This window comes from Bacillus sp. RC242 (assembly GCF_044908245.1).
Classification (GTDB): Bacteria; Bacillota; Bacilli; order Bacillales; family Bacillaceae_G; genus Bacillus_A; species Bacillus_A mycoides.
Genome location: NZ_JBIYCZ010000006.1, coordinates 117174 through 141057, shown reverse-complemented (window position 1 = coordinate 141057; position 23884 = coordinate 117174). Strand labels below are relative to the sequence as shown.

Sequence of the window (23884 nt, the reverse complement as noted above, 5' to 3'; positions counted from 1 at the left end):
GCTCTATTCGTCAATATTTACAACATGATTTCCATCAAAGAAATATAAACATTTCTCTTTCACAGGATGTTTTAAGCTTTTCTCGAGTGCTTTTGCATATAGTGAAAGCTGTACTTTGTATCGGTCTTCTAAAATTGGTTTCGCTTGATCAAATCCGCCTGGGAACTTTCCTTCAATCGTATCTGTTTTAAAGTCGATTAAAGTAATTCCGTCTTCCTCTTCGATCATGCAGTCGATAACCCCTTGGACAAGTATTGATTCGCCTTTCTTCCCTTGCCAATCTTGATACGCTTCTTCTGCTGAAAGCATCATCGTAAATGGTACTTCGCGCTCAACACTTTTTGCTGCTAATACCCTTTTACCTAAGTCACTGTCAAAGAATGAAATTACCTTTTCAATCGCTATTTCTTCAGCTTGTTCAAATGTTAATAGTTCTTTATTTACCATTCTTGCAATTTGTTCTTGAAGAACTTCAATCGTAATTGGTTTCTTCAAATCTACATGCTGCATAACGGCATGGACTGCTGTCCCTCGCTCTGCGTATGTTAGCCCTTTTTTCTCCATAAAGCGCGGACGTGTTTTAATTGGTGCACGAAGTTTTTTAATAAAGGCGTTATCGCTACCTTCTTCAGATTGATAATTTCTCTTTATTTCTGTAACAGACTGTTTCGCACGGTGAGATGTCGCGTCCGCATACCCGTATTCCCACATCAATCTGTCATACACTTCTTCTTTCCGTTCACTTTCTAACGGAACAGCTTTTTTATCGCGAAGCGCTTCTAATAACTCTTGTTTCTCTTCTTGAACTGGTTCTGGTGCAAGTAAATCTTTTCCTTCAACAACTTCCACTTTCCAGCTAGCACTATATTCATAAATTTCGCCTGGAATATTTCCTGGTCCTAATTCAAGAAGCATTTCACTATCACGGTGTCTATATAAGGAAGGTGCAATCCAGTCTAAGTAGCAAGACGCTCCGGCACGAATATGGTCTGGTAATAACCATTCACTATGCTCTCTTGCATCGAGCCATTTTTCCATTTCTTTATTGGCATCTTTAACTGTTCCAATTAAAATTAACTTCTCTTTTGCACGTGTTAACGCTACGTATAGTACGCGCATTTCTTCCGCAATTAATTCCATCTTCATTTTACGCTTAATCGCTAGTTGCGATAATGTCGTATATTTAATTCGTTTACGAGGATCGATAAATTGTGAACCGAAACCGAAATCTTTATGAAGTAAGAAACGCTTCATTAAATCTTGTGTATTAAAACGGCGACCAAGTCCAGCTACAAATACGACCGGGAACTCTAGCCCTTTACTTTTATGAATCGTCATAATGCGAACAACATCTTCTTGTTCACCTAAAGCTCTCGCCGTTCCCATATCATCTCCGCGTTCTAAAATACGCTCAATAAAGCGCAAGAAGCGGAATAATCCTCTAAACGATGTTGCTTCATATTGTCTTGCGCGATCATATAGTACGCGTAAGTTTGCTTGCCTTTGCTTTCCGGCTGGTAAACCGCCGACAAAGTCGTAATAGCCTGTCTCACCGTACACTTTCCAAATTAAATCAGAAAGAGATTGTTGACGCGCAAATTCACGCCACCCTTGCAGTAAGTTATAAAACCACTCTAATTTATCATGCAGTTCTTGTTCTTCTTCAAGCGGCGCTCCCTTTAAGAATGAGCTCATCACTTCATAAAACGAGCCTTTCTTTCCATGAGCACGAAGCGTCGCAAGTTCTTCGTCATTTAGTCCAACGATCGGTGAACGAAGTACAGCTGCAAGCGGAATATCTTGCATCGGGTTATCAATGACGCGGAATACGTTCATCATAATATTTACTTCTGTCGCTTCAAAGTAACCAGTCGCAAGGTCAGCATATACCGGAATTCCTTGTAGTTTTAACTCTTCCATAATTTGCGGCGCCCATGGCATGGAGCGAAGTAAAATAACGAAATCACGATATTGCACTGGGCGCATACTATCGGTTTTACGATCATACACTTCATAGCCTGAATCGACCATTGCTTTAATACGCTGCGCCATAAGACGAGCTTCAAGCTGCGCTTTTTCTACTTCGGCACCCTCTTCACCGTCTTGCACTTCTTCCTCAGTTTGCTGAATACATAATAGCTCTGCCGCTACATCTTCACCTTCTGGATAGCTAGCACCTAGCTTTAATTCAGCGTCAGCATCATAATCGATTTCGCCGACTTCTTCGCCCATAATTTGTTTGAAAATAAAGTTCGTACCTGCTAGCACTTCATGACGGCTACGGAAGTTTTTCGCTAAGTCAATCTTCATTCCGCCGCCCGATCCTTCTTGTGTGAAACGTTTATATTTTCCTAAGAATAAACCAGGCTCTGCTAGTCGGAAACGATAGATTGACTGTTTTACGTCACCAACCATGAACAAGTTTCCTTCACTCTCGGAATCTTTCGTTACAAATTTAATAATTGATTCCTGTACGAAATTCGTATCTTGATATTCATCGACTAGTACTTCAGCAAATTTATTACGATATTGAAGTGCTACTGCTGACGGCTTCATTTCACCGTCTTCACTTTGCTCGCTTAAAATTTGCAAACAGAAATGCTCTAAATCTGTGAAATCGACCATTCCTTTATCTCGCTTAATCGCTTGGAAACGCTCTGTAAATACTTTTACAAGCTTCACGAGTTTTTCTAATACAGGATGCATATCTTGAAAATCTCGTAAGAAACTTTCGGGTCTGCGGCTAAATAGCTCTTCTTGTAATTTCTTCACTTCATCTTTCGCTTTATTACGAAGAGAATCTACTTGTTTTACAACATCTTCGTTGTAATCACTTTTTTTAATACGCTTTAACGTTTGCCACGATACATTTTGCATCGCTTCATAAACGCTTGTCCACGATCCACGCGCTGCTGAGGATAACGTTCCAAGTAAAGCTAAATCCGCTTGTAAAGTTTCAACGCGAGGCGCTGGACCATCAGGAAGCATTGCGAGTTCAGTCGCCTTACGAATATGCTTTTCCGCTGTTTCAAGCTGAAACTTCACATCCTCTAATAAGTAAGAAGCGTACACTAAATCTTCAATCGTCTTTCCTTCAACGTCGTATGCTTCTACTAATTTATCAAGCCACTTCTCCGGGTTTGGATGCGCTCTTGATTCTGTATGAAGCGCTAAAATCATTCGTTGTAAGTCATCGTCACTACGGTCACTCGTATAACGATCAACTAGTTCAAAGAAAATACTATTATCTTCGATTCCATATTCTTCTTCTAATATGTCATCTAGCACTTCTTCTTTTAATAACTCATTTTCTGTTTGGTTCGCAATACGAAAACGAGGATCGACATCAAGCATGTAATAATATCCTCTAATAACTTGTAAACAAAATGAATGAATTGTAGAAATGGAAGCTTTATTTAATAAGCTAAGCTGCTTTCTTATATGCTGTGAACCTGGCCCATCAATTAATACTTTTTCTAACGCTTCCCCAATTCGATTTTTCATTTCTTGCGCTGCTGCATTCGTAAATGTTACAACGAGCAGGCGGTCGACATCGACTGGATTTTCCTCACTTATAATCTTTTTAATAATACGTTCAACTAATACCGCTGTTTTCCCTGATCCAGCTGCCGCTGCGACTAAAATATCACGTCCGTTCGCTACAACCGCTTTCCACTGGTCATCTGTCCATTGACTACCTTCTGGTTTCTGAGGCCAATTTTCTATCATTCTCCGCCAACCTCCTCTCTAATTTTCTCCATCGCTTCGCTATCTTTCATATCTTTTAACGTACGGAATTGGTTATCTTCAAGTGATTCATCAAATTGACAAACAGATTTGAAGTTACAGAACGTACATGCCGCTTTATTCCCCTTTTTGTAAGGAGCAATATCGATAACACCTTCTGTAATGTCTTTTCCGATATTTTCAAACGAGTGGTGTACATATTTTTGAAGTACGTTAAACTCTTGTTCACTTGCAATGCTAGAACGCGCACTAAAACTACCATCTTTTTTCAGACCAGCAGAAATAATATCAGAGCTTCCTGTTGAAAGTTTATTATCCATTAAACGCACAACGTCAGCATCTCCTAGTACGAGACCTTTCATTTTAAATTTCTTTAAAATTTCTTTCTCAATTTCTTCTTCAGATGCATCGCCTTTCATCTCAACAATCGGGTTATGAATATGGAAATACAATACACCCGCCGGTGATGCAGTACTGCCCTTTTTCATCCACGTATGTGCATTTGAAGTAACAACATCTAAATACGTTAACATTTGAAGTGCGAGTCCGTAATACACTTCTGTTAAATCTAACGCTTTCGAACTTGATTTATAATCAATAATACGAAGGAACGTACCACTCTCATCTTCCGCCTTATCAACACGGTCAATACGGCCAACTACTTCCATCTTCACACCATTTGGCAACGCAAATTCCATTGGTGGAAGAGATCCAGTCCCGCCCATACCGAACGGTACTTCTAAATCAACTGGTACAAATCCACTCGACTTCGCATGTTCACGAAGAATAAGTGACGTACGGAAAATGATTTGTTGTAGTTTTTGCTTTAAATAGAAATGACGGTTCGAACTTAATAAAATTTGTCTTTGTAATAACGGTGCAATTTCTTCTATTACTAAAGCAGAAAGGTGTTCACACTCTTTTATTGATAAATCCGCCCAAGTCCGATTTTCACGTAATAACTTGTCTGCAATTCTCTTCAGCGCTGCATGGAATAACTCACCGATATCTGGCGCATCAAGTTTGAAAATATCACGCTCTCTTAGCGATAAACCGTGCTGAGCAAAATGAGCGTACGCACAGCGATTAAATAGCTCCATACGAGAAACGCTTCCCTTAATTGTATCTCCATATAAATCCCTACTTACATCTGTACTTAGTTTCTGTGCACGATTTCGGTAGAATAAACTTGATAACACACGGCTACTTTTTTGCTTCCATTCATCTGAAGTAACGTAGAAGTTATATACGTCCCACCAAAAGTCTAAATTGCCTTCAAATCCGTAACGCTTCCACGTTTGCAATTGCTGCATGACATACGACAACGTTACTTCTGGCGTTGCTACATATGAGATTTGTTCCGAACGCGATAAGTCATTTACATCATTCGTAATAAACGATTCTTTCATATCAGGGAACATTCTTTTTATTTTTTTAATAAAACTAGAAGCAAGTAACGTCTTTCCTTCTTCATCCGCAAGCGGACAGGAAATGTATAACTTCTCAGATGCTCTCGTCACCATTTGATACATAACGAACTGTTCTTCTAATAAAGTTTGTCTCGTCGTTGGTGCTAATTCGATACCTGCAGCGGTGAGAACATTTCTTTCCTCATCAGAAAGCATACCTTCATCCATAGGCGCTGCTGGAATCACTCCTTCATTTACTCCAATAATGAACGTCGCTTTAATATCTGATAATCTAGAATGATCAATATTAGCAACTAACACTTGATCTAGTGACGGCGGAATGTTCGCAAATTGAAGTGCCTCAAGACCTGTCGACATAACCTCCGTAAACATTGAAAGGGACATCTTCTCTTCGCCAAGCATCTCAACGAACGTATCAAGAAGATTCATCACTTCTTCCCATACTTGCTCATGGTCTGTCGCAAATAAGAAATCTCCATTTTCTTCTGCACGAACACGTAATTCTTCTAGTTTTTTCGGAACGTCAAGCTCCTCTAAAAATAAATATACCGCTTCGCACATTTGCATAACTGTTCCAGCACGCTTCAGTCTTTTTTGCATACGAATAACTGGCGTTCTTACAACGTCGCGAAGTCGATTTATTTTCTCTTCCATTTCACGCTCACTGTCTGTTATCATTTCGCTCGCATCATCAAGAGAACGATAACGACGATACATCCACGGATCTTCAGAAGTCCATCTCTTCCCTTGTACACCGTACGCTAAACAGTAGTTTTCAAACTCATCCATCTCTTCGCGCATCGCTTCTTTTCTTACATCTAATGGATATAAAAGCTCTGTTTTCACGCAGCGAAATACTGCATCATAACGCCAATTCCCGCTAATAATCTCGAGTGCAGAACGAATACATTCTACTAGCGGATGATGTGACATTGGGCGTTTTTCATCGATGAAATGCGGGATATTATAATCCGTAAATAACGTTCGCATTACGTCGTAATAACTTTCTCCGTTACGAAGAAGGACTGCGATATCTCGGTAACGATAGTCTTCATCCGCCACAAGTCTTCTAATTTCACGAGCTACACCTTCTACTTCAGCTCGTAAATTAGCTGCTGTACTAATTGTCACACTCGCTTCACCATGATACTTTTCATTCGGACGCGCTTCATAATGCGTTTCTAAATGAGCTAATGCTGGAGAATGAAAACGCGGTTGTTCCATAAGTGGAATTGTTTTTTCAATTTCTATTTTCTCTTCACGCGCTACTTGTTTTATTTTTTCATACGTTAACGTCGTTTCATAAAATAAATCTAGTTCATTCACTGGCTGCGCTAACGTTTTTTCATCTATCGTTAATGTTATTGTTACTCTTGTTCCTAATCTCATTAGCCCTCTAACGATTTCTAGCTCTTGAGGAGAAAATGAATGGAATCCATCTATATAAATTTCCGCGTCTTTTACATACTCAGAGTCTGAAAGCTTCTCAATTAATAATTGTAAGTAGTCTTCTGAATCTAAATACTTTCCGATTAAAGCACGTTCAAAATCATCATATAGTAACTGTAAATCATACACTTTATTCGCTAGTAGCTTTTGCTCTGCACTACTACTATGTGTGTCTAATTGTTGCCACATTTCATATACGTTAGACGGCGTCACATTGTAACGTTTAAACTCAGCAATCATACTACCAAGATGTTCAAAGAAACCGTTTTGCTCCGCTGCTTTTTGAAACACAGATAGTCCATCTTTACGAGATTCTACAATTTTACGAAGCAACATATGTACACCAGCTTCATCAATATGAAGACGACTCGCTCCGCCAACTTCTTGCAGCACCTTCCACGCTAATCGCGAAAAACTAAAAACTTGTGCCCGAATAGAACCTCTTACATCTTCACTCCCAATTAACGCCTGCTGCGTTTGGAATGTCATCTGTTCTGGCACAAGATATAATATTGTTTTCCCTCTTGGGCGCTGTTTTAACTCTTCTTGCACTTCGTGTAAACAAAGTGTACTTTTTCCACTTCCAGCTCTACCAATCACAAATCGAAGTGACATGTAACCCCACCTTTCACTTACATAACGAACGTTAGTTTGCTATCACAATTGTATTATAGGACGATAAAAAAGACAAACATACTCGTTTGTCTTTTCCTTATACTTCATTTTATTATATCAGCCTTTTGAAAAATTCGTTTGTACCTCTTGAATCGGCCAATATCGTAAATCAACTTTACCGACAACTGTATCAGCTTTCACAAAGCCGAAGTGCCTACTATCCCAACTACCAAGGCGGTTGTCACCAACTACAAAAATAGAACCGGGTGGTACAAACTTTTCTTTCGTTAATTCTTCTAATTTAAAATCACCTGTTAATTGCCGTCCATTCGTCTCTTTCTTATACGTCTCTAAATAAGGTTCCTCCACGAATTGTCCGTTTATATATAATTTATCATGCTTATATTCGATATGATCCCCAGGTAAACCAATAATTCGCTTTACATAGTCCTCTTTTTTATTCGCATGAAAAACGACGACATCAAATCGATTCAAGTCCCCTACTTGATAACTCACCTTATTCACAACGAGCATATTTCCATCTTGCAATGTCGGCATCATTGACTTCCCCTCTACAACGTACGTTGAAAAGAAAAACGTTCGAAAAAATACAGCTAATAGTACACCAATTAAAATTGTTCTTATCCACTCTAGCCCTTCTTTTTTCAAAGTTTTCTTCATTCGCTTCTCCCCTCGCCCTTTAATAATTAAGCTTGCATTTATAAAGTGAAACTTAATCGGTGGGGGTTTTGTTCATCCCCCACCGATTATTAGCCCGCACCAATCGGGCATTTACGGGCAGTTTGATCTCCCACCTAACTTCTTTGCTTCAGTCGAATTTTTTGGTGGGAGTTTTATTGCCCTCAAATAGCGGGACAAAGAAGACTTTTCCTACTGTAGTTCTAACTTTACTTCAATTTTTTTACCGACATACCATAAAATAAAAATAACAACGCCCACAATAACCGATTTCACCGGCTTATGAATAAATGACACTAAATCATGACCGATATACGTTAAAATAAAGATCATAACAAGCTTTCCAAATGCTAATGCTAGTCCAAACTGTTTTACGCTAATGCGAGATAAACCAGCTACAACGTTTATAAGCGCAGATGGTGTGAACGGAAAACAAAATATAACAAAGATTGGCGCGAACCCTTTTCTTTCAATCCATCCCATCGCTTTTCGCACTCTCTCATGCTTATTTACAAAAGAAAAGAAACGACTTCTTCCAAAGCTACGAATAATGAAAAATACAAGCATTGCACCAATTACTGACCCAATCCATGAATAAAGAAAACCGAACCAAAAACCAAATGCAACAGCATTCGCCAACACAAACACAATGAGTGGCAATGCCGGAATAAGCGCCTCTATCATCGGTAAGCCAATACCGAGAAGCGGTCCGAACGCACGATAACTTTCAACAATATGATCCATATTTTCTGGTGAAAAATACTCTTTGATCGTTTGAAAATCCATTCTACACTTTACCCCTTTACTCTAATTACTACCTCTACTGTATCATCGCTTAAATGAAAGAGGAAATGGTAGATACGACATATGGAGATGTATTTATTAAAGTTTCCATATCATTCGCTAGAATTCCTTCATTATTATGCTATGATAATCTTTCAATATTCGACAAGGTTTGTTGTATGTTTGGCTGTTTGAGGAACAATATTTTTTGATGATTTTTTCGGTAAATGAAATTACACCGGTGATTTTCTTAATACATCAATCACAATTTGATTTTTATCGACTTTCCGACAAAAACAGACAAATAAAAAGGATGAGTCTCCCCATCCTTTCCCTCTCACACTTCGCCTTCCTTCACAAAATACACTTTCTCATATGCTGGTGTTAATTTAGATTCTTCATTTTTATCAATCTCTTTAAAGCAAGGATTTCCTTGTTTTTTCTTACGATCTTCATACTCTGTCCGTAATTTCGCTGTACGATTTTGCTGATTTTCAAAGCTACTTTTTGACATTTCTAGTTTCACAGCGAAACCATTTATAAATCTAATAATAAGATTTCCATCTTTTAATTCTTTATTATCTTCAATATGAAAATGAGATAACCACGCACACTCTTTTCGAGAATAAGAATACGTAGGGAAAAAATAAAGTTGATCTGTCGGGCTAATTGCGATAGGAGCTTTATGTGTAATACGAGTTAACTCCTTCGTTCCTTCTTTTCTTCCAAAGAAACTAGAACCATGCTTCCGGCAACTTCTCTCTATAATATCAAGAGGCTTTTGAAATACGAAAAAAGAATCTTCCATTTCAACAATTCGCGTAACAACTTTCTTTTCTCCTAGAACAACAGGAAGTAAGGCCATTGTATTTTTGCTTACAACATAGTTTTCGACATAACGTTCTACTTTACTTTCCATAGTCTACTATCTCCTTTTTTCCATTTATATTAGCAGCTGCATATATAATTTTAGCACCTATGAAAAGGAAATGGTTTACAGATTACGCTTTTTTACAATCTTTTATCATTTATCAAACATTTTATAAATCTCAGAATAATAATATGAAAATAAACACGTTAATGACTATATAAAAATTATTTATAATCGCCCCCTCTTTTCACATCATTACAACAATCAACTTTGCTATAATTAAAATATAAATCAAATATACGGAGGTCTCTCATGGAAGAAAATCAAGATCATCCAACAATTCAAATGAAAAATAGTAGCATTGTTATCGTAAAAAATTCAGCGAGTATTATATTCGGTTTATTTTTTATTTTACTGTTCTTCGCGAAGCCTTTTCGTAAATCTAAATGTCCAGAATGCAAGAAACGTGAAAAGAAAAAAGCTGTGAAAGAACACTAAAAGGCCTTCCTTTACGGGAAAGCCTTTTTACATACTGATTACCATTTCCTTCATTCTTCTTCATCCTCAAAAAAACCTACTATTTTTTCTTCCAAGATTCTCTGTATCTCTTTCAACCTGTACTATGATTATATATGGTTCTTGATCTAAATAACGAGAATGAGACTTCCTCAAATCAATTACCGTCACTTTATCATTTTCATAAGTTTTCGAGTACGCCTTTATTTCTTCAATCGTACTTTTTAGGCTGTCTTTATTACTAATATAAATATCGTATATCTCAACAACAAAAAAAAGGATGGCATAAGCCATCCTTTTTTCTATAATAAACTATAAAATTATAGTTTGATTACGTTTTTAGCTTGAGGTCCACGGTTGCCATCTTCGATTTCGAAGCTAACTTTTTGGCCTTCTTCTAAAGATTTGAAACCATCAGTTTCGATTGCAGAGAAATGTACGAATACATCGTTTTCGCCTGGAACTTCGATGAAACCGAAGCCTTTTTCGTTGTTAAACCATTTTACTTGTCCTGTAACTGTCATAATTATTTCCTCCTAAGAAAATACATTTTATTATTTAGTCTTCATGTATAAAAAAAGAATCCACACATTATCAAATTCGAAACATAAACTAGTTCTCACATACTTTTCCCCGTTTGTTTTCGGCACTTGATAATATATGGATTGCTTAATTTAATTATTCAACTGGTATTATCATAGCATACTTAAAATAGAATGTACAATCCTTTTTAAAAATAAAGTTTCTAAATTTTAGTATTTTTTATAAAATATAACCACACCTATTCTAATAAGGAGGCGTGTATGACAGAAATAATCCCTAAAAAAACATTAAAGAGAATTGAAAAAGATATTGAAAATAACAACCTTGGAAAAGCAAGAGATAGATTACACGGATTAATCGCTACTTATCCGAATGAATTAGAAATTAGGAAAAAACTCGGTGACATTTACTTTACATTACAATACCCAGAAATGGCTGGACGGTATTGGTATCTTGAAAAAGAGAAAACAGATGTTATGCACGCGGCATGTCTACAATTTGAAAAATCGATGGGAAACGACTCTTATCATATTGTACGTGCTTTAAAATTCAAAGGAGATCGTAACATTATTACAGGACTACACACCGAACGTCCCTTACAGCCATTGCAGAAAAAAGTGATAGAGAAACTAATTGATGATTATGAAGAAACATGGAAAGACAAACTATTTACATGGGGCTGTCTATCATTATTCGCATTCCTTCTTTTCACTGCTATTATTGGTATATTCACTATATTGGATTGGATATTTTAAATAGAAGTGAACGTCCCACAATACGACGACAAATAAAATCACATCCACTTTCCGACAAAGTTTAACAATGTCAGCGACGTAATAATAAATAAGAAAAGTGCCCCCAAATTTTTTTGGGGGGCACCTACTTATACCTTTATTTCGTAAACTGTTCTTCTTCTGTGGATCCTTTTAGAGCAGTCGTTGATGAAGTACCGCCTGTAATCACTTGTGCTACTTCATCAAAGTATCCTGTTCCTACTTCGCGTTGATGGCGCGTTGCTGAGTAACCGTATTTCTCTGCTGCGAACTCTGCTTGTTGTAATTCAGAGTACGCTGCCATGCCGCGCTCTTTATAACCACGCGCTAATTCAAACATGCCGTAATTTAACGAATGGAATCCAGCAAGCGTTACGAACTGGAATTTATAACCGTACGATGCAATTTCTTTTTGGAAGCTTGCAATCGTTTTTTCATCTAATTTTTGTTTCCAGTTAAAAGAAGGGGAACAGTTGTAAGCAAGTAGCTTCCCTGGATATTTCTTATGAATTGCGTCCGCAAAGCGTTTTGCATCTTCTAAATTTGGCTCCGACGTTTCACACCAAACGAGATCTGCATACGGCGCATACGCTAAACCACGTGCAATTGCTTGATCAAGACCTGCTTTCGTATGATAAAACCCTTCTGGCGTTCTTTCACCTGTAATAAACTCTTGATCAACTGGATCGATATCGCTCGTAATTAAATCTGCTGCATCTGCATCTGTTCTTGCAACGATAATTGTTGGTACACCCATTACATCCGCAGCAAGACGTGCCGAAATTAAATTACGCACCGCTGTTTGCGTCGGTAATAATACTTTTCCGCCTAAATGCCCGCATTTTTTCTCTGAAGATAATTGGTCTTCAAAGTGCACGCCAGATGCACCCGCTTCAATCATCCCTTTCATTAATTCAAATACGTTTAACTGTCCACCAAACCCAGCTTCAGCATCCGCCACAATTGGGACGAAATAATCTGTATCACCGCTACCTTCCATATGCTGAATTTGATCAGCACGTTGAAGTGTTTGGTTAATTCGTTTTACAACAGCTGGCACACTGTTCGCCGGGTATAAGCTTTGGTCAGGATACATATGTCCAGAAAGATTCGCATCTGCCGCTACTTGCCAACCGCTTAAATAAATTGCTTTTAATCCAGCCTTCACTTGTTGCATCGCTTGGTTTCCTGTTAATGCCCCAAGTGCATTAATATAATCTTCTGTATGAAGTGATTTCCAAAGCTTCTCTGCACCGCAGCGCGCTAACGTATGTTCAATATCAATCGATCCGCGCAGACGAATTACATCTTCAGCTGTATATGGACGTGTTATCCCTTTCCAGCGCGTATCTAATTCCCAGCTTTCCTGCAATTTATCAATTCTTTCGTTTTTCATATGTTCCATCCCCTTTTCTTGTTTCTTATAAAATTTCATAACCCGGTAATGTTAAAAACGGCATGAACTCGTTATTACGAACAAGGTTTGTAAACAGTTTTGTAGCCTCTTCAAATCTCCCCTTATTAAATGCTTCCTTACCAATCTCTCTTTCTATTTTTGCTAGTTCTTCTTCTTTCAATTCTTCCATCAATTTAAAAGTGATATTACGGCCATCACTTAGCTTTCCACCCTCATGACGAATCCACTGCCATACTTGTGCTCTTGATATTTCCGCTGTTGCCGCATCTTCCATTAAGTTATAAATTGGAGCTGCTCCTCTCCCGCTTAACCAAGATGCAATATATTGAATACCGACGTTAATATTCGTGCGAAGACCACCTTCTGTAATCGTTCCTATCGGTACTTCTAATAAATCCTTTTCTGTTACACGTATTTCTTCACGCTTTCTAAAAATTTGATTTGACGTTTTCATTATGTGATTAAATACTTCCATTGCAACCGGTACAAGTCCCGGGTGGGCAACCCAAGTCCCATCATGACCGTCTAAAGCTTCGCGCTCCTTATCAGCACGCACTTTCTCGAAAGCTGCCTCATTTGCTTCTGGATCATTTTTAATTGGGATTTGCGCCGCCATCCCTCCGATTGCTGGCGCGTTACGACGATGACACGTTTGAATAACTTTCAAAGAATACGCGCGCATAAACGGCGCTGTCATCGTGACTTGCGCTCTATCCGGAAGTAAAAATTCATTATGATTACGGAAGCTCTTTAAGAAACTAAATATATAATCCCATCGTCCGCAGTTTAAACCAGCAGAATGATCTCTTAGTTCATACAAAATTTCATCCATTTCAAATGAAGCGTGAATCGTTTCTATTAACACAGTCGCTTTAATCGTTCCATTCGGAATACCGATATACTTTTGAGCGAATATGAAAACGTCATTCCATAATCTTGCCTCTAAGTAACTTTCCATTTTCGGTAAGTAAAAGTACGGGCCACTTCCTTTTGCTAAAAGCGTCTTCGCATTATGGAAAAAGTACAATCCAAAATCTACTAAACTGCCAGACATGTTCTTACCGTCAACTTGCATATGCTTTTCTTCTAAATGCCACCCTCTCGGACGCACAATTAATACAGCTGTTTTACTATTTAAACGATATTCTTTTCCGTTTTCATTTTTATGTGAGATCGTTCTCACAGCAGCATCTCGTAAGTTAATTTGACCTTCGACAGCATTTCTCCAAGTTGGTGCATTCGAATCTTCAAAGTCTGCCATAAAAAGATGTGCTCCTGAATTTAAAGCGTTAATGACCATCTTTCTATCCACCGGACCAGTAATCTCCACGCGGCGATCCTCTAAATCTTTCGGAAGCTGGGCGATTGTCCAATCCCCTTCACGTATATGCTTTGTCTCTTCTAAAAACGTAGGAAACTCCCCCGCATCAATTCTTTTTTGTTTCTCCACACGCTTTTGTAAAAGTTCCGTGCGGCGTTCATTGAAATTTTCATGCAGTTCCTTTAAAAAACTAAGCGCCTCAGGTGTCAATATTTCGTTGTACGCTGGTAACATTTCTCCGGCCAGTGTAACCCGTGAAGTTTGCGTCGACATATTAGCATCCCCTTTTTAAGCTGTCTTATAACAGATTTGATTTTATGTTTTATATTATATAACAAATCTTCAGAAAAGGAAGTTTTTTTTGAAAATTTAATGGTTTTTTTACAAAACTGTGTTTATCCATTATGATTTCAAGCAAAAAAAGAGTCAGTGTTATATAACACTGACTCTTTTTTATTATTTATTCAAAAATTGTTTTAAATAAGAACTGCGCATATTGTTCACGTGTTACTTTCATGTTTGGAGCAAAGTTTCCAGTTCCATCTCCTACAGAAATACCATTTGAACCTACTGCATTAATCGCATTGTATGCCCAATGTCCTTTCGGTACATCTTTAAATCCTTGTGTTCCTTTTACTTCTAATTCATATGCTACTGTAAGCACTTGAGCCATTTCTGCACGTGTTAGTGTATCTTTCGGTCTAAAGTTTCCAGTTCCATCACCGTTAAAGATACCTACCTCTGTTAATACTAAAATTTCTTCTAAGAACATTGTTGATTTTTCATTAATATCTTTGTATGGATTCTCAAGGATATCGCCTTCCTCGAATACTTCACTGAAATCGATAGTACGATAAATTAAAGCAGCTACTTGTTCACGAGTTATGTTATGTCCAAAACCGAACACGCCATTTCCATAACCAAGCATAATTTCTTCTTGTGCTAAAGTTTGAATTGCTTCGTAAGACCAATGTCCTGCTGGTACATCTTTAAAGATAGCCTGACTTGCTTGTTGTGGCTTAGGCTTAGCAGCTACTTCAGCATTCGCTGTAGCGCCTTCAGCACTAAATGCAACTCCACCCATAATTGTTAAAGCTGTTGCTACTTTTAAAATCTTTTTCTTCACTGTATTCTCTCCCTAAAAAAACATATTTTTTTCTAATATAAAGAATTTATGGAAAAGTAACAATACACTTATCCATATAATGTTTGTCTAATTTGTGAACCGTATTTCACATACTTATCTTTATACTTAATTAACAATAAAGTTACTAAATCGTACTTTTTTTCAATAAAAAGTAACTATAATTAACCTGTTTTTTCCATAAATACTAACCACGGAACTATGAACAGCAGAATAAATATACAGATAAACAATTTAAAATAAGAAAAAAGCGCGTAATTTCCGCGCTTTTTTTAAAGAAATATGATATATTAATATAATTTTATTTTTCTTGTACTATTTTTTTAAAAACTTCCGTTTCATGTTATTCATCTTTCAAATGAAAATTAATAATAGCTTTATATAAAAATGTTGCATATTGCTCACGTGTTACAACTTTATTCGGTTCAAACTTTCCATTTCCTGTCCCTACTATGACATTATTTGATTGCAGAGCACTAATTGAATTTTTTGCCCAGTAATTATTCGGTACATCTTTAAATGTATGCTGTTGCTTCACTTCAAATGAAAATGCCTGTGTAAGAACTTGCGCTACTTCTGCACGTGTAATTGTTTCCCTAGGTCTAAAGTTCCCCTTCTCATCACCTTTAAAAATACCGCGCTCTGTTAATGCTAAAATTTCATTTGGAAACATTGTTGATCTTTCAGAAATATCCTTATAAGGATTTTTTAATGGGCCTTCATGTTTTATATTAAGTGCGCGATACAGTACTGCCGCCACTTGTTCACGTGTTACGTTATCACCTACACCAAACTTTCCATTTCCATAACCTAGCATAATTTTATTATATGCCGCATCTAGAATATAATCATATGCCCAATGGTTTACTGGGACATCGTCAAATACAATCATTTCAGGATATTCTTCTGCTTTTATGTTAGGAACATTTGCACTTACCAATAATCCACCCATAATAGTCGCTGCCGCCATTATACGGAACATTTTTTTCTTCATAGTCCTCGCTCCTTCATTTCCACTTTATTAAAAGTGGAACATAATAGACTAAATTCTTTCCCCATATTACATATGCTGTATTTGCAAGCCCTATGTAATATATTGCATTTTTAACATCTATTATTTTGAAGATTACTAGGAGAGCCAATTCGCTCTCAATTCCAATTGGTATTCTGAATTGCATGCAAATCATTTGAAGAAATACTCTTATCTTTGCGCTCTAGTTTCTCTGTTTGATTTTCAAAAAGGATAAACAAAAGCTTTTGCAAAGATGTTATATATACAATATTCTACTATCTACTAATCAAGTCCTTCACTTATAAAAATTTCACTTTATAGACAAAAAAAGCGCAAATATCATATTTGCGCTTTTTTCGATCTTCATAGATTAATCGTTTGCTTAGAATCTTTGAATTGTATTATTTAAGAACTTCGCATACTGTTCACGGGTTACAAGTTTTTCTGGTTCAAATAAACCATTACCCGTTCCAACTATAGCTTTATTTGCTGAAACAATATCACCGCTAACAAATATCCACCCTATTAAACTTAATGATGTAGCTACCTTTAATAACTTTTTCATCCTTCTCATCCGCATCTTCCTTTATTTTCCTACTCTTATATTGTATAAAAAATAAGGGGATTCTCAATACGATAGGAGGTAATTTTTCACACTTCATAATACGTATTTTCTTTTACCACCACTTTTTCATCCTTCGTTTTTCGAAAAGTAAATGCCATTCCTACAAATATAAGAATAATCCCTACAATTTGCATACTAGTCGGTCTAAAACCGGTAAAAATCGTATCTAACAAAATTGCAACAGCAGGATCTAAAAACACTAATACAGAAATAAGTCTCGTCGGTAAATCCCTTAAACTGTCAAAAAACAAGTAATATACAAACCCAGTATGTATAAGTCCTGTCGCAGTAATCATCATCCAGTTCATCTCTGTTAATCCTTGAAAATGTCCGAAATCTACGAATGGCAGCAATAAAAATATGCCTAAAAACGTTTGTAAAAAGGTCATCGCATATGCGCTCGTATGCTGAATCCCCTTTCCTAGTAACGTGGTAAAAGCATAAAATAAAGCCGCAAGAAGTGCCCATACCATTCCAGATGACATTAATTTCTCAAGTGACATACTACCGTCCACTCCAGCTACTAACACTGTGCCGATAAAACAAATAACAATGGACATAACAGCAAATACTGTAAGTCTCTCTTTAAATACGATACTACCGATCATTAATACGATAATTGGCGCGAGATGATACACTGAAATCGCAATTGTAATCGACATGAGTTCAAACGCTTTAAATAAAAACACCCAGTTAAAAACGAGAAATACGCCACACGCTAATATTTGCACAATTTCTTTTTTATTCCATTTCTCATTTTTATATTGTCCTGTTGCAAACCAACATAGCGTTAAAAATAAAGTCGCACAAATACAACGAATAAATACTAATTCAAAAGATGGTAAACCCGTTTGGACAGAAAAAAATCCAATCGATCCGAAAATAGACATCGAAAGGATCATTTTTATAGTCGGCATTGATTTTGAATGAAACAATTTTCTCCTCCCCCTACAATCATCTTTTTATAAACTAAAAATTCTAAAAACATTACATATCATTATATATCACAATTGAAAAACTGTAAAAAAATAGAATGTAAAAAGTAGAATTCACACCAAATCTTCATAATAAAAAAATCATCCTTTATTTCTTATAAAGGATGATTTTTTTGCTATTTATTCAGAGGAATTTCACTATATATAAACTTAAATATACTATTTTTGAAGAGTAAATTGTGAAACAATCTGCTTTAATCCTCCTGCTACGCTATGCAGATGCTCAATTGAAACTGAGATTTCTTGAACTGATTTTTCTTGCTGTTGAATAGACTCTTTTACCCTATCAGTTCGATCAGATGACCTTTGAGAAATTTGCGCCATGTCTTCTGTAGAAGCAGAAATCTCCTCACTACTCGCTGCAATTTCATCTGTAGACATAGATACCGTTTGAATTTGCTCAGATACTTGCTGCACTTTTTTTGTAATTGTTCCAAATACTTTTTCTGTATGCATTACTACTTGAGTACCTGCCTGCACCTCATTATCTACTTTCCCCATCATATGTACCGTATGGTTCGTTGTTCCCATAACTTGAATAATAAGTTTCTCAATTTGTTTTGCAGAATCACTAGATTGTTCTGCTAATTTTCTTACTTCATCTGCCACAATTGCAAATCCTCTACCACTTTCTCCAGCACGTGCAGCCTCAATTGCGGCATTTAATGCTAATAAGTTAATCTGAGAGGTAATACCTTGCATAACATCAATAATTTTAACAATTTCTTCTGATTGTTCTTTCATAGTCTCTACTTGTTTCACACCACTATGTACTGAATTTTGGATTGTATCCATCTGTTGAATCATTTGTTTCATTAATTTGTTACCACTCTCTGCATCTAATGCTGATTGAGCAGACAATTCATTTACAGAGGATGATGTATTCACTATGCTCTGCATTCCTTGTGTCAACTCTTCCATCGCACCCGCAGTTTGTTCCATTGCTTGCATTTGGCTCTCTGCGCCATTGGCAACTTCTTCAATATCTATAGTGATTTTCTTTGCTGCACCGCTAGATACTTCTGATGCAGATACTACTCCGTCTGCATGTTGGAATAAAAGCTGAATATTATTCTCTACTTCTTGCATATTTGTTCTTAGCCCTGCAATCATCTCGTTAAAATCACTTACTAATATACCTAATTCATCTTTAGCATTATAATCACCATGTACAGTTAAATCTCCCTCTTTTGCTCTTTCCATCATACGACTAACCGTTTGTAAAGGAGCAACTATAAGTTTGCTAATAATATAACTTACTATACATATAATGATTGTAGTAACTACTGCAAGAATGATAAAGGTAATAACGGACCGATCTATCATTTTTTGAGAATCTTTAAATACTTGGTCAGCTAAATTTGAAACATACTCTTCTAAATCTACAGCATAACCAGCTAACTCTACTCCCTTCGGTTTTAAGTCCTTTTGAAATTCGTTTACCATTTGAGATTCATTTGTTCCCTTTGCTTTGTCAAACAACTTCTTATATGTCTCCATATAACTTGGCAAAGATTTCTTCATCTTCTGAAACAGCTCATCCTCTTGCTTACTTAAATCAACGCCATCATCATATTCTTTTAATAAAGAATCATATTTTTTAAGATCCTTTTCAACATTACCAATAATCCCTTCTTTATTTGTCCCCTCATTTTGTGACGTTGTAATTAATTCTAGTAAGTTATATTCTAGTGAATTTTGTGTACGAAGCATTCCTTCTAATAAAACTGCAGAATTTTGATAATCATCTACTACAACCTCTGTATCGTGCTTAATCTTATTAATAGAATTAATTGCTACACAACTCATAATTGCCATGCCCAAAACTGCTAATGAGATAAGTAAGAATAATTTATGTTTCACTTTTAAATTTTGTAAAAAATACATATTTCCACCTTTATTCCTTTATATATAGATTTTTAGAATTTTATAGCTTATTATTTACAAAATCACAATAAAAAGCAATGATAAATATTCCCAATACCAAACTTATATTTCTATAAAAAAAAAGTAGCATAATCGCTACTTCTTGTTTTTTTGTTTTTCATATTGTTCAAACGTATGAATTCTTTCGAAAATTGGTGGATGTGTATATAAGAAAAACTTCACTAACGCAGGCGGATTCACTTGGCTTAAACTTGTTTTTGATAAATATTGAAAAGTTTTCACACCTGATTTTCCATCTTTCGTCATGTCTAGAGCGTATTGATCTGCCGCCCGTTCCTCTATACGAGAAACGTAGTTTGTTGCTGGTTGTGCTGCAAAAGATAATAAAGAGGAAATTAAGAAAAATAAAGGTAAAATTGAGAAACATGCTAATTTTGGAATTTGCAGTGTATCTCCCCATTTTCGAATACACATATTTATAATACGACTAATTAAATACATACCTATAAACGATAGCAACACATAGCTCGCAACGCCCCAATATATATGTTTCATTACGTAATGTCCCATTTCATGAGCCATTATAAATAAAATCTCTTTATCTTTTAATTGCTTAAGCGTCGTATCCCACATTACAATGCGTGAGTTAAGGCCAATTCCCGTTACGTACGCATTTAACGAATTCGTTTTTTCCGACATATTTACTTCATATACGTGCTTAGCTGGAATATCAGCTTTATCTGCCATTGTCAAAATTTTCGTTTCTAATTCTTTATTTTTTAGCGTCGAGAAATCATTGTAAAGTGGATCAATAATAACAGGTTGCACGAACGTTAAAAAGATTGTAAATGGTACAGAGAGCGCCCACCCTGCTAGCCACCATCTCTTTGGAAATTTACGGATGAGCCATAACAGAACCGAAACAATGAGTAACATAGTCGCATAATTCACCCAAAAATCGATAACATGATCTTTTATCCAGCTTTGTGTACTTTGCGTGGAAATACCGTAAGCAACGGATACTTTACGCCCGATCCACTGCATCGGTAATGCAAGAACTGTTGTTAGTAGTGATAAATAAAAGAAATAAATCGCAACTTGTAAGACATTTATTTTGGTCGTTTCCTTCGACCATTTCTCAAACTTTTTTGAAATACCGAGCACGAGTACAAATAATAAAATAATCCATTCAAGAGGCGTCGCTAAAAAGAACAGTAAATTTTTCACACGCGAATAATCTTGACTTAGCGTAAGCTCCCTCGCATTCATAAAAGTTTCTGGATCTGCACTCGTTCCTTTATACATGTCCGGAATGAGTTCATGATTCCATCCAAATAAATACCAATATATAAGTAACGCAAACCCAACGTACAAAAAAAGCGACCACCCAATAACTTTCCTCACGCTATTCCCTCCTCTATGCTGCCTGTCTATTATTATTGTAAGTTCGTACATGCTAAATTAGAACAAGCTTATTACGCGAATTGCTCGAGATCCTTTTATTTACATAAAAAAACTCTTCTACAAAAAGAAGAGTTTTACCTACCTTTAGACCCTTTCTTCGGTTCATAATCTGGAATAAGAAACGTACTTACACCCCAACATATTAAACCAGCGCCTTTTATATAGCGTATATATTCATAGTCTTGAAATATGACGCGCCCCCTTAAGGAAGTACATCCACTAATAAACTAAAATCTTGCAGAGAAAAAGAACTATATTTCATAATACCTTGCACAGCTAAAAGTAAAATAAGACCGGTCACACACATATAATTAACGCTTTCTTCACTCTTTTTTTCAGCAACTATTCCGCCGCTTATACATAATATTCCTAACAAATGGAGTGCTAAATACATAAAGAAATACGCTTCCTCCCAGCGAAGAATAACATTGACTGTCGTTATCAGCACTATACTAAGCACAATCAAATAAAAAAACTTATTTGATGATATTGTTTCATTCATATAATTTTATACATCCCTTTCAAATTTCGAATTAATGATGTTTCAAAGCTATAAAGTAAATGATTGTTTTCATGCCATAAAACAAAAGGAAAGCCACCATTACTTTCTCGAATACTTTATGAACCCACATATACTTCTCTTCATTTTTTTTGAAGATGCGCTTCATCATTTCTTCTACAATTAGACCAAATATTAGTAAAACCCCTAACACAATAAGAAGAGAAATAATATTTTCTTTTACATGAGTACTAGAAAATAAGTAATACTCTGGAAACACAATTGTATCTACTACAGGTTGCACCCAATGACAAACGCTTTTATCACACATATCTGTAAGAGACGTAGACTCTATAATGTCTTTCAATATTTTTTCAAACGTTTTCTTCATCTTACTTATCCCCCACTACATCTGAAAAACTCTTTCCCTGCTCTACATATATAGCTGGCATTTCTTTATTCCAATATTTGCGGTTAACAAATAAAAAGATGAGTACTAAGTTTAATCCCGTTATAAAAATAATAAGTCCTGGAAAGAACGTCGTATAATTTGAGAAATCTGCAAAACTCATTATCTCTTCTTTATTTATTAGAAAAGAAACGCCGATTACAAGCGCATTGTTTAACATATGAATAGCAATTGGCATGAGCAAGCTTTTCGTACGAATATATACGATTGATAGTACGACGCTAAACACAACTGCACCAAGGAAATCAACATGTAAGCAAGCAAATAAAAGTGCTACAACGACCATTGCTATACTAGTACCCCATTTTGCTGCAAAACGCTGCAGTAAAAACCCTCGAAAAACAAACTCTCCGACAATAGGCGCGATAAATACAACCCTAATAAATTGAAATACATATCCCCCGGTACTATCTATAATCGGTTCATGCAAGGCATTCATAATAAAATCTGGTGTAATCCATGCAAAGCTGTACATATATAAAATAAGATAGCCGTAACTAAACATACAAAGCATAATCGCGATGTACAAAACTTGCACTAGGTTAAATGTTTCGTTTCTATTAATAAATAATGAAAATGAAACACGATGCTTTCTATATCCGTAAAAAATCCATATTATTGGAAGGATATAAAATATAAGCATATTTATAAAAGATGAATTTTGTATATGAAATGTACTTTCTAGCAATTCATTACTGCTTCGTGCTATTAAAATTAATAGTGCAAATACAATTAAAAAATATCTAGCTCGCATCGTTTGAAACGGATTCACATTCATCTCCTCCCCATGTTACTTTTATCATATCATTTGAATCTTAATTTTTTGTGAAAGAAAACCTTAAAATTTCCTTAAAAATTCCATAAGTTACAAAAAGATGATATGATATTCGAGGAAATTAGGAGGGATTCATATGTATCAAGCAAATATATTACTCATCGATGATGAAACAGCAATTTTACAACTACTAACTACCATTCTTGAAAAAGAAGGTTTTTCTCATATTACAACTGCAACATCAGCTGAATTAGCTTTATCTCTCACCGAAAAAAACAATTACGATTTAATTATTTTAGATGTCATGCTTCCTGGACAATCTGGTTTTGATATTTGTCCGATTATTCGCCAACAAACAGATTGTCCGATTTTCTTCCTATCAGCGAAGGCATCTGATTTAGATAAAATATCTGGATTTTCATACGGTGCAGATGATTATATTACGAAGCCATTTAATCCATTAGAAGTCGTAGCTCGTATGAAAGCACAACTTCGAAGACATATGAAACAAACAGTACTACACGAACAAAACGCACACTCCATTTCATTTGGGAGATTTGAAATTGATCAACATTCTGCGGAACTAACAGTAGATGGAAACGTTGTCGAATGTTCCGCTCAACTCTTTCAACTACTACTATTCTTTTGTGAGAATCCGAACTACGTATTTTCGAAGGAAGAATTATATGAAAAAGTTTGGGGAGCACCTGCCTATAATGGAGATGATAATACTGTTATGGTTCACATTCGAAAACTACGTGAAAAAATTGAACAAGATCCAAGTAAACCAGAATACATAAAAACAGTTCGTGGACTTGGCTATAAGTTCATTACAAAGTAGGTTAAAGAT

At 36.0% G+C, this 23884-nt stretch carries 20 protein-coding genes and 2 pseudogenes; 3 read left to right on the top strand and 19 right to left on the bottom strand.

The annotated features are described in order from the left end of the window. Positions 1–3 precede the first annotated feature (3 nt). The 5 genes from addA to ABH957_RS13645 form a co-directional block, all read right to left on the bottom strand. Positions 4–3729 (bottom strand): helicase-exonuclease AddAB subunit AddA, encoded by a 3726-nt coding sequence (addA, locus tag ABH957_RS13665; RefSeq protein ID WP_404511449.1) that lies wholly within the window; start codon positions 3727–3729, stop codon positions 4–6. Next, a complete protein-coding gene (gene addB / locus ABH957_RS13660) occupies positions 3726–7241 on the bottom strand; it encodes a helicase-exonuclease AddAB subunit AddB (RefSeq protein ID WP_404511447.1) in 3516 nt (1171 codons plus the stop codon). The genes addA and addB overlap by 4 nt, the downstream gene beginning before the upstream one ends. 117 nt (positions 7242–7358) lie before the next feature. Next, complete coding sequence (gene lepB / locus ABH957_RS13655) at positions 7359–7922, bottom strand: signal peptidase I (protein ID WP_113937649.1); 564 nt, start codon at positions 7920–7922, stop codon at positions 7359–7361. Positions 7923–8132: 210 nt separating this feature from the next. Further along, entirely contained in the window at positions 8133–8726 is a 594-nt protein-coding gene (locus tag ABH957_RS13650; RefSeq protein ID WP_002030302.1) for a TVP38/TMEM64 family protein, read from the bottom strand. 334 nt (positions 8727–9060) lie between these two features. Then, positions 9061–9642, bottom strand: a complete 582-nt coding sequence (locus tag ABH957_RS13645; RefSeq protein ID WP_002011279.1) for a competence protein ComK — start codon at positions 9640–9642, stop codon at positions 9061–9063. Positions 9643–9906: 264 nt separating this feature from the next. On the opposite strand from ABH957_RS13645, the gene ABH957_RS13640 reads away from it, so the two are divergent. Further along, positions 9907–10092 (top strand): hypothetical protein, encoded by a 186-nt coding sequence (locus ABH957_RS13640; protein WP_219301615.1) that lies wholly within the window; start codon positions 9907–9909, stop codon positions 10090–10092. Between the two features lie 50 nt (positions 10093–10142). Here the strand turns inward: ABH957_RS13640 and ABH957_RS13635 are convergent. After that, a pseudogene (locus ABH957_RS13635) lies at positions 10143–10404 on the bottom strand (hypothetical protein). Positions 10405–10430: 26 nt separating this feature from the next. Beyond that, the gene (gene cspA, locus ABH957_RS13630) at positions 10431–10634 is read right to left on the bottom strand and encodes an RNA chaperone/antiterminator CspA (protein ID WP_002011282.1); all 204 of its coding nucleotides are present in this window, start codon (positions 10632–10634) and stop codon (positions 10431–10433) included. Positions 10635–10913: 279 nt separating this feature from the next. Between cspA and ABH957_RS13625 the strand changes: the two genes are divergently transcribed. Then, the gene (locus ABH957_RS13625) at positions 10914–11408 is read left to right on the top strand and encodes a DUF6584 family protein (protein WP_113937645.1); all 495 of its coding nucleotides are present in this window, start codon (positions 10914–10916) and stop codon (positions 11406–11408) included. Positions 11409–11544: 136 nt separating this feature from the next. On the opposite strand, the gene aceA is transcribed toward ABH957_RS13625, so the two are convergent. The 12 genes and pseudogenes from aceA to ABH957_RS13570 all read right to left on the bottom strand — a co-directional run bounded on the left by aceA (position 11545) and on the right by ABH957_RS13570 (position 23031). Continuing rightward, positions 11545–12822, bottom strand: a complete 1278-nt coding sequence (gene aceA / locus ABH957_RS13620) for an isocitrate lyase (protein WP_002125874.1) — start codon at positions 12820–12822, stop codon at positions 11545–11547. 25 nt (positions 12823–12847) lie between these two features. Further along, complete coding sequence (gene aceB / locus ABH957_RS13615) at positions 12848–14437, bottom strand: malate synthase A (RefSeq protein WP_404491213.1); 1590 nt, start codon at positions 14435–14437, stop codon at positions 12848–12850. A 187-nt stretch (positions 14438–14624) separates the two neighbouring features. Further along, on the bottom strand, positions 14625–15290 hold the full coding sequence (locus ABH957_RS13610) for an S-layer homology domain-containing protein (RefSeq protein WP_000727132.1): 666 nt from the start codon (positions 15288–15290) through the stop codon (positions 14625–14627). 361 nt (positions 15291–15651) lie between these two features. Further along, on the bottom strand, positions 15652–16302 hold the full coding sequence (locus tag ABH957_RS13605; RefSeq protein ID WP_404445976.1) for an S-layer homology domain-containing protein: 651 nt from the start codon (positions 16300–16302) through the stop codon (positions 15652–15654). A 400-nt stretch (positions 16303–16702) separates the two neighbouring features. Further along, positions 16703–16885 (bottom strand): S-layer homology domain-containing protein, encoded by a 183-nt coding sequence (locus ABH957_RS13600; RefSeq protein ID WP_404511445.1) that lies wholly within the window; start codon positions 16883–16885, stop codon positions 16703–16705. An 86-nt stretch (positions 16886–16971) separates the two neighbouring features. Beyond that, positions 16972–17880 carry a DMT family transporter gene (locus ABH957_RS13595; RefSeq protein ID WP_113937640.1) on the bottom strand — a complete coding sequence of 303 codons (909 nt, stop codon included), beginning with the start codon at positions 17878–17880 and terminating at the stop codon, positions 16972–16974. A 219-nt stretch (positions 17881–18099) separates the two neighbouring features. After that, positions 18100–18891 (bottom strand): methyl-accepting chemotaxis protein, encoded by a 792-nt coding sequence (locus tag ABH957_RS29465; RefSeq protein WP_483862340.1) that lies wholly within the window; start codon positions 18889–18891, stop codon positions 18100–18102. A gap of 156 nt (positions 18892–19047) precedes the next feature. Beyond that, positions 19048–19827, bottom strand: a pseudogene (locus ABH957_RS29460) (MCP four helix bundle domain-containing protein); the annotation flags it as partial. 135 nt (positions 19828–19962) lie between these two features. Further along, entirely contained in the window at positions 19963–21231 is a 1269-nt protein-coding gene (locus ABH957_RS13585; RefSeq protein WP_404491217.1) for a M48 family metallopeptidase, read from the bottom strand. Between the two features lie 262 nt (positions 21232–21493). Further along, positions 21494–21793, bottom strand: a complete 300-nt coding sequence (locus tag ABH957_RS13580; RefSeq protein ID WP_061676514.1) for a hypothetical protein — start codon at positions 21791–21793, stop codon at positions 21494–21496. A gap of 31 nt (positions 21794–21824) precedes the next feature. Beyond that, positions 21825–22181, bottom strand: a complete 357-nt coding sequence (locus ABH957_RS13575; RefSeq protein WP_002064186.1) for a hypothetical protein — start codon at positions 22179–22181, stop codon at positions 21825–21827. 1 nt (position 22182) lies between these two features. Next, positions 22183–23031 (bottom strand): CPBP family intramembrane glutamic endopeptidase, encoded by an 849-nt coding sequence (locus ABH957_RS13570; protein WP_404491218.1) that lies wholly within the window; start codon positions 23029–23031, stop codon positions 22183–22185. 139 nt (positions 23032–23170) lie between these two features. Here ABH957_RS13570 and ABH957_RS13565 point away from each other — a divergent pair, with 139 nt between their 5' ends. Further along, positions 23171–23875: a response regulator transcription factor gene (locus ABH957_RS13565; RefSeq protein ID WP_404491219.1), complete on the top strand. Its 705-nt coding sequence runs from the start codon at positions 23171–23173 to the stop codon at positions 23873–23875. The last annotated feature ends 9 nt before the right edge of the window (positions 23876–23884 follow it).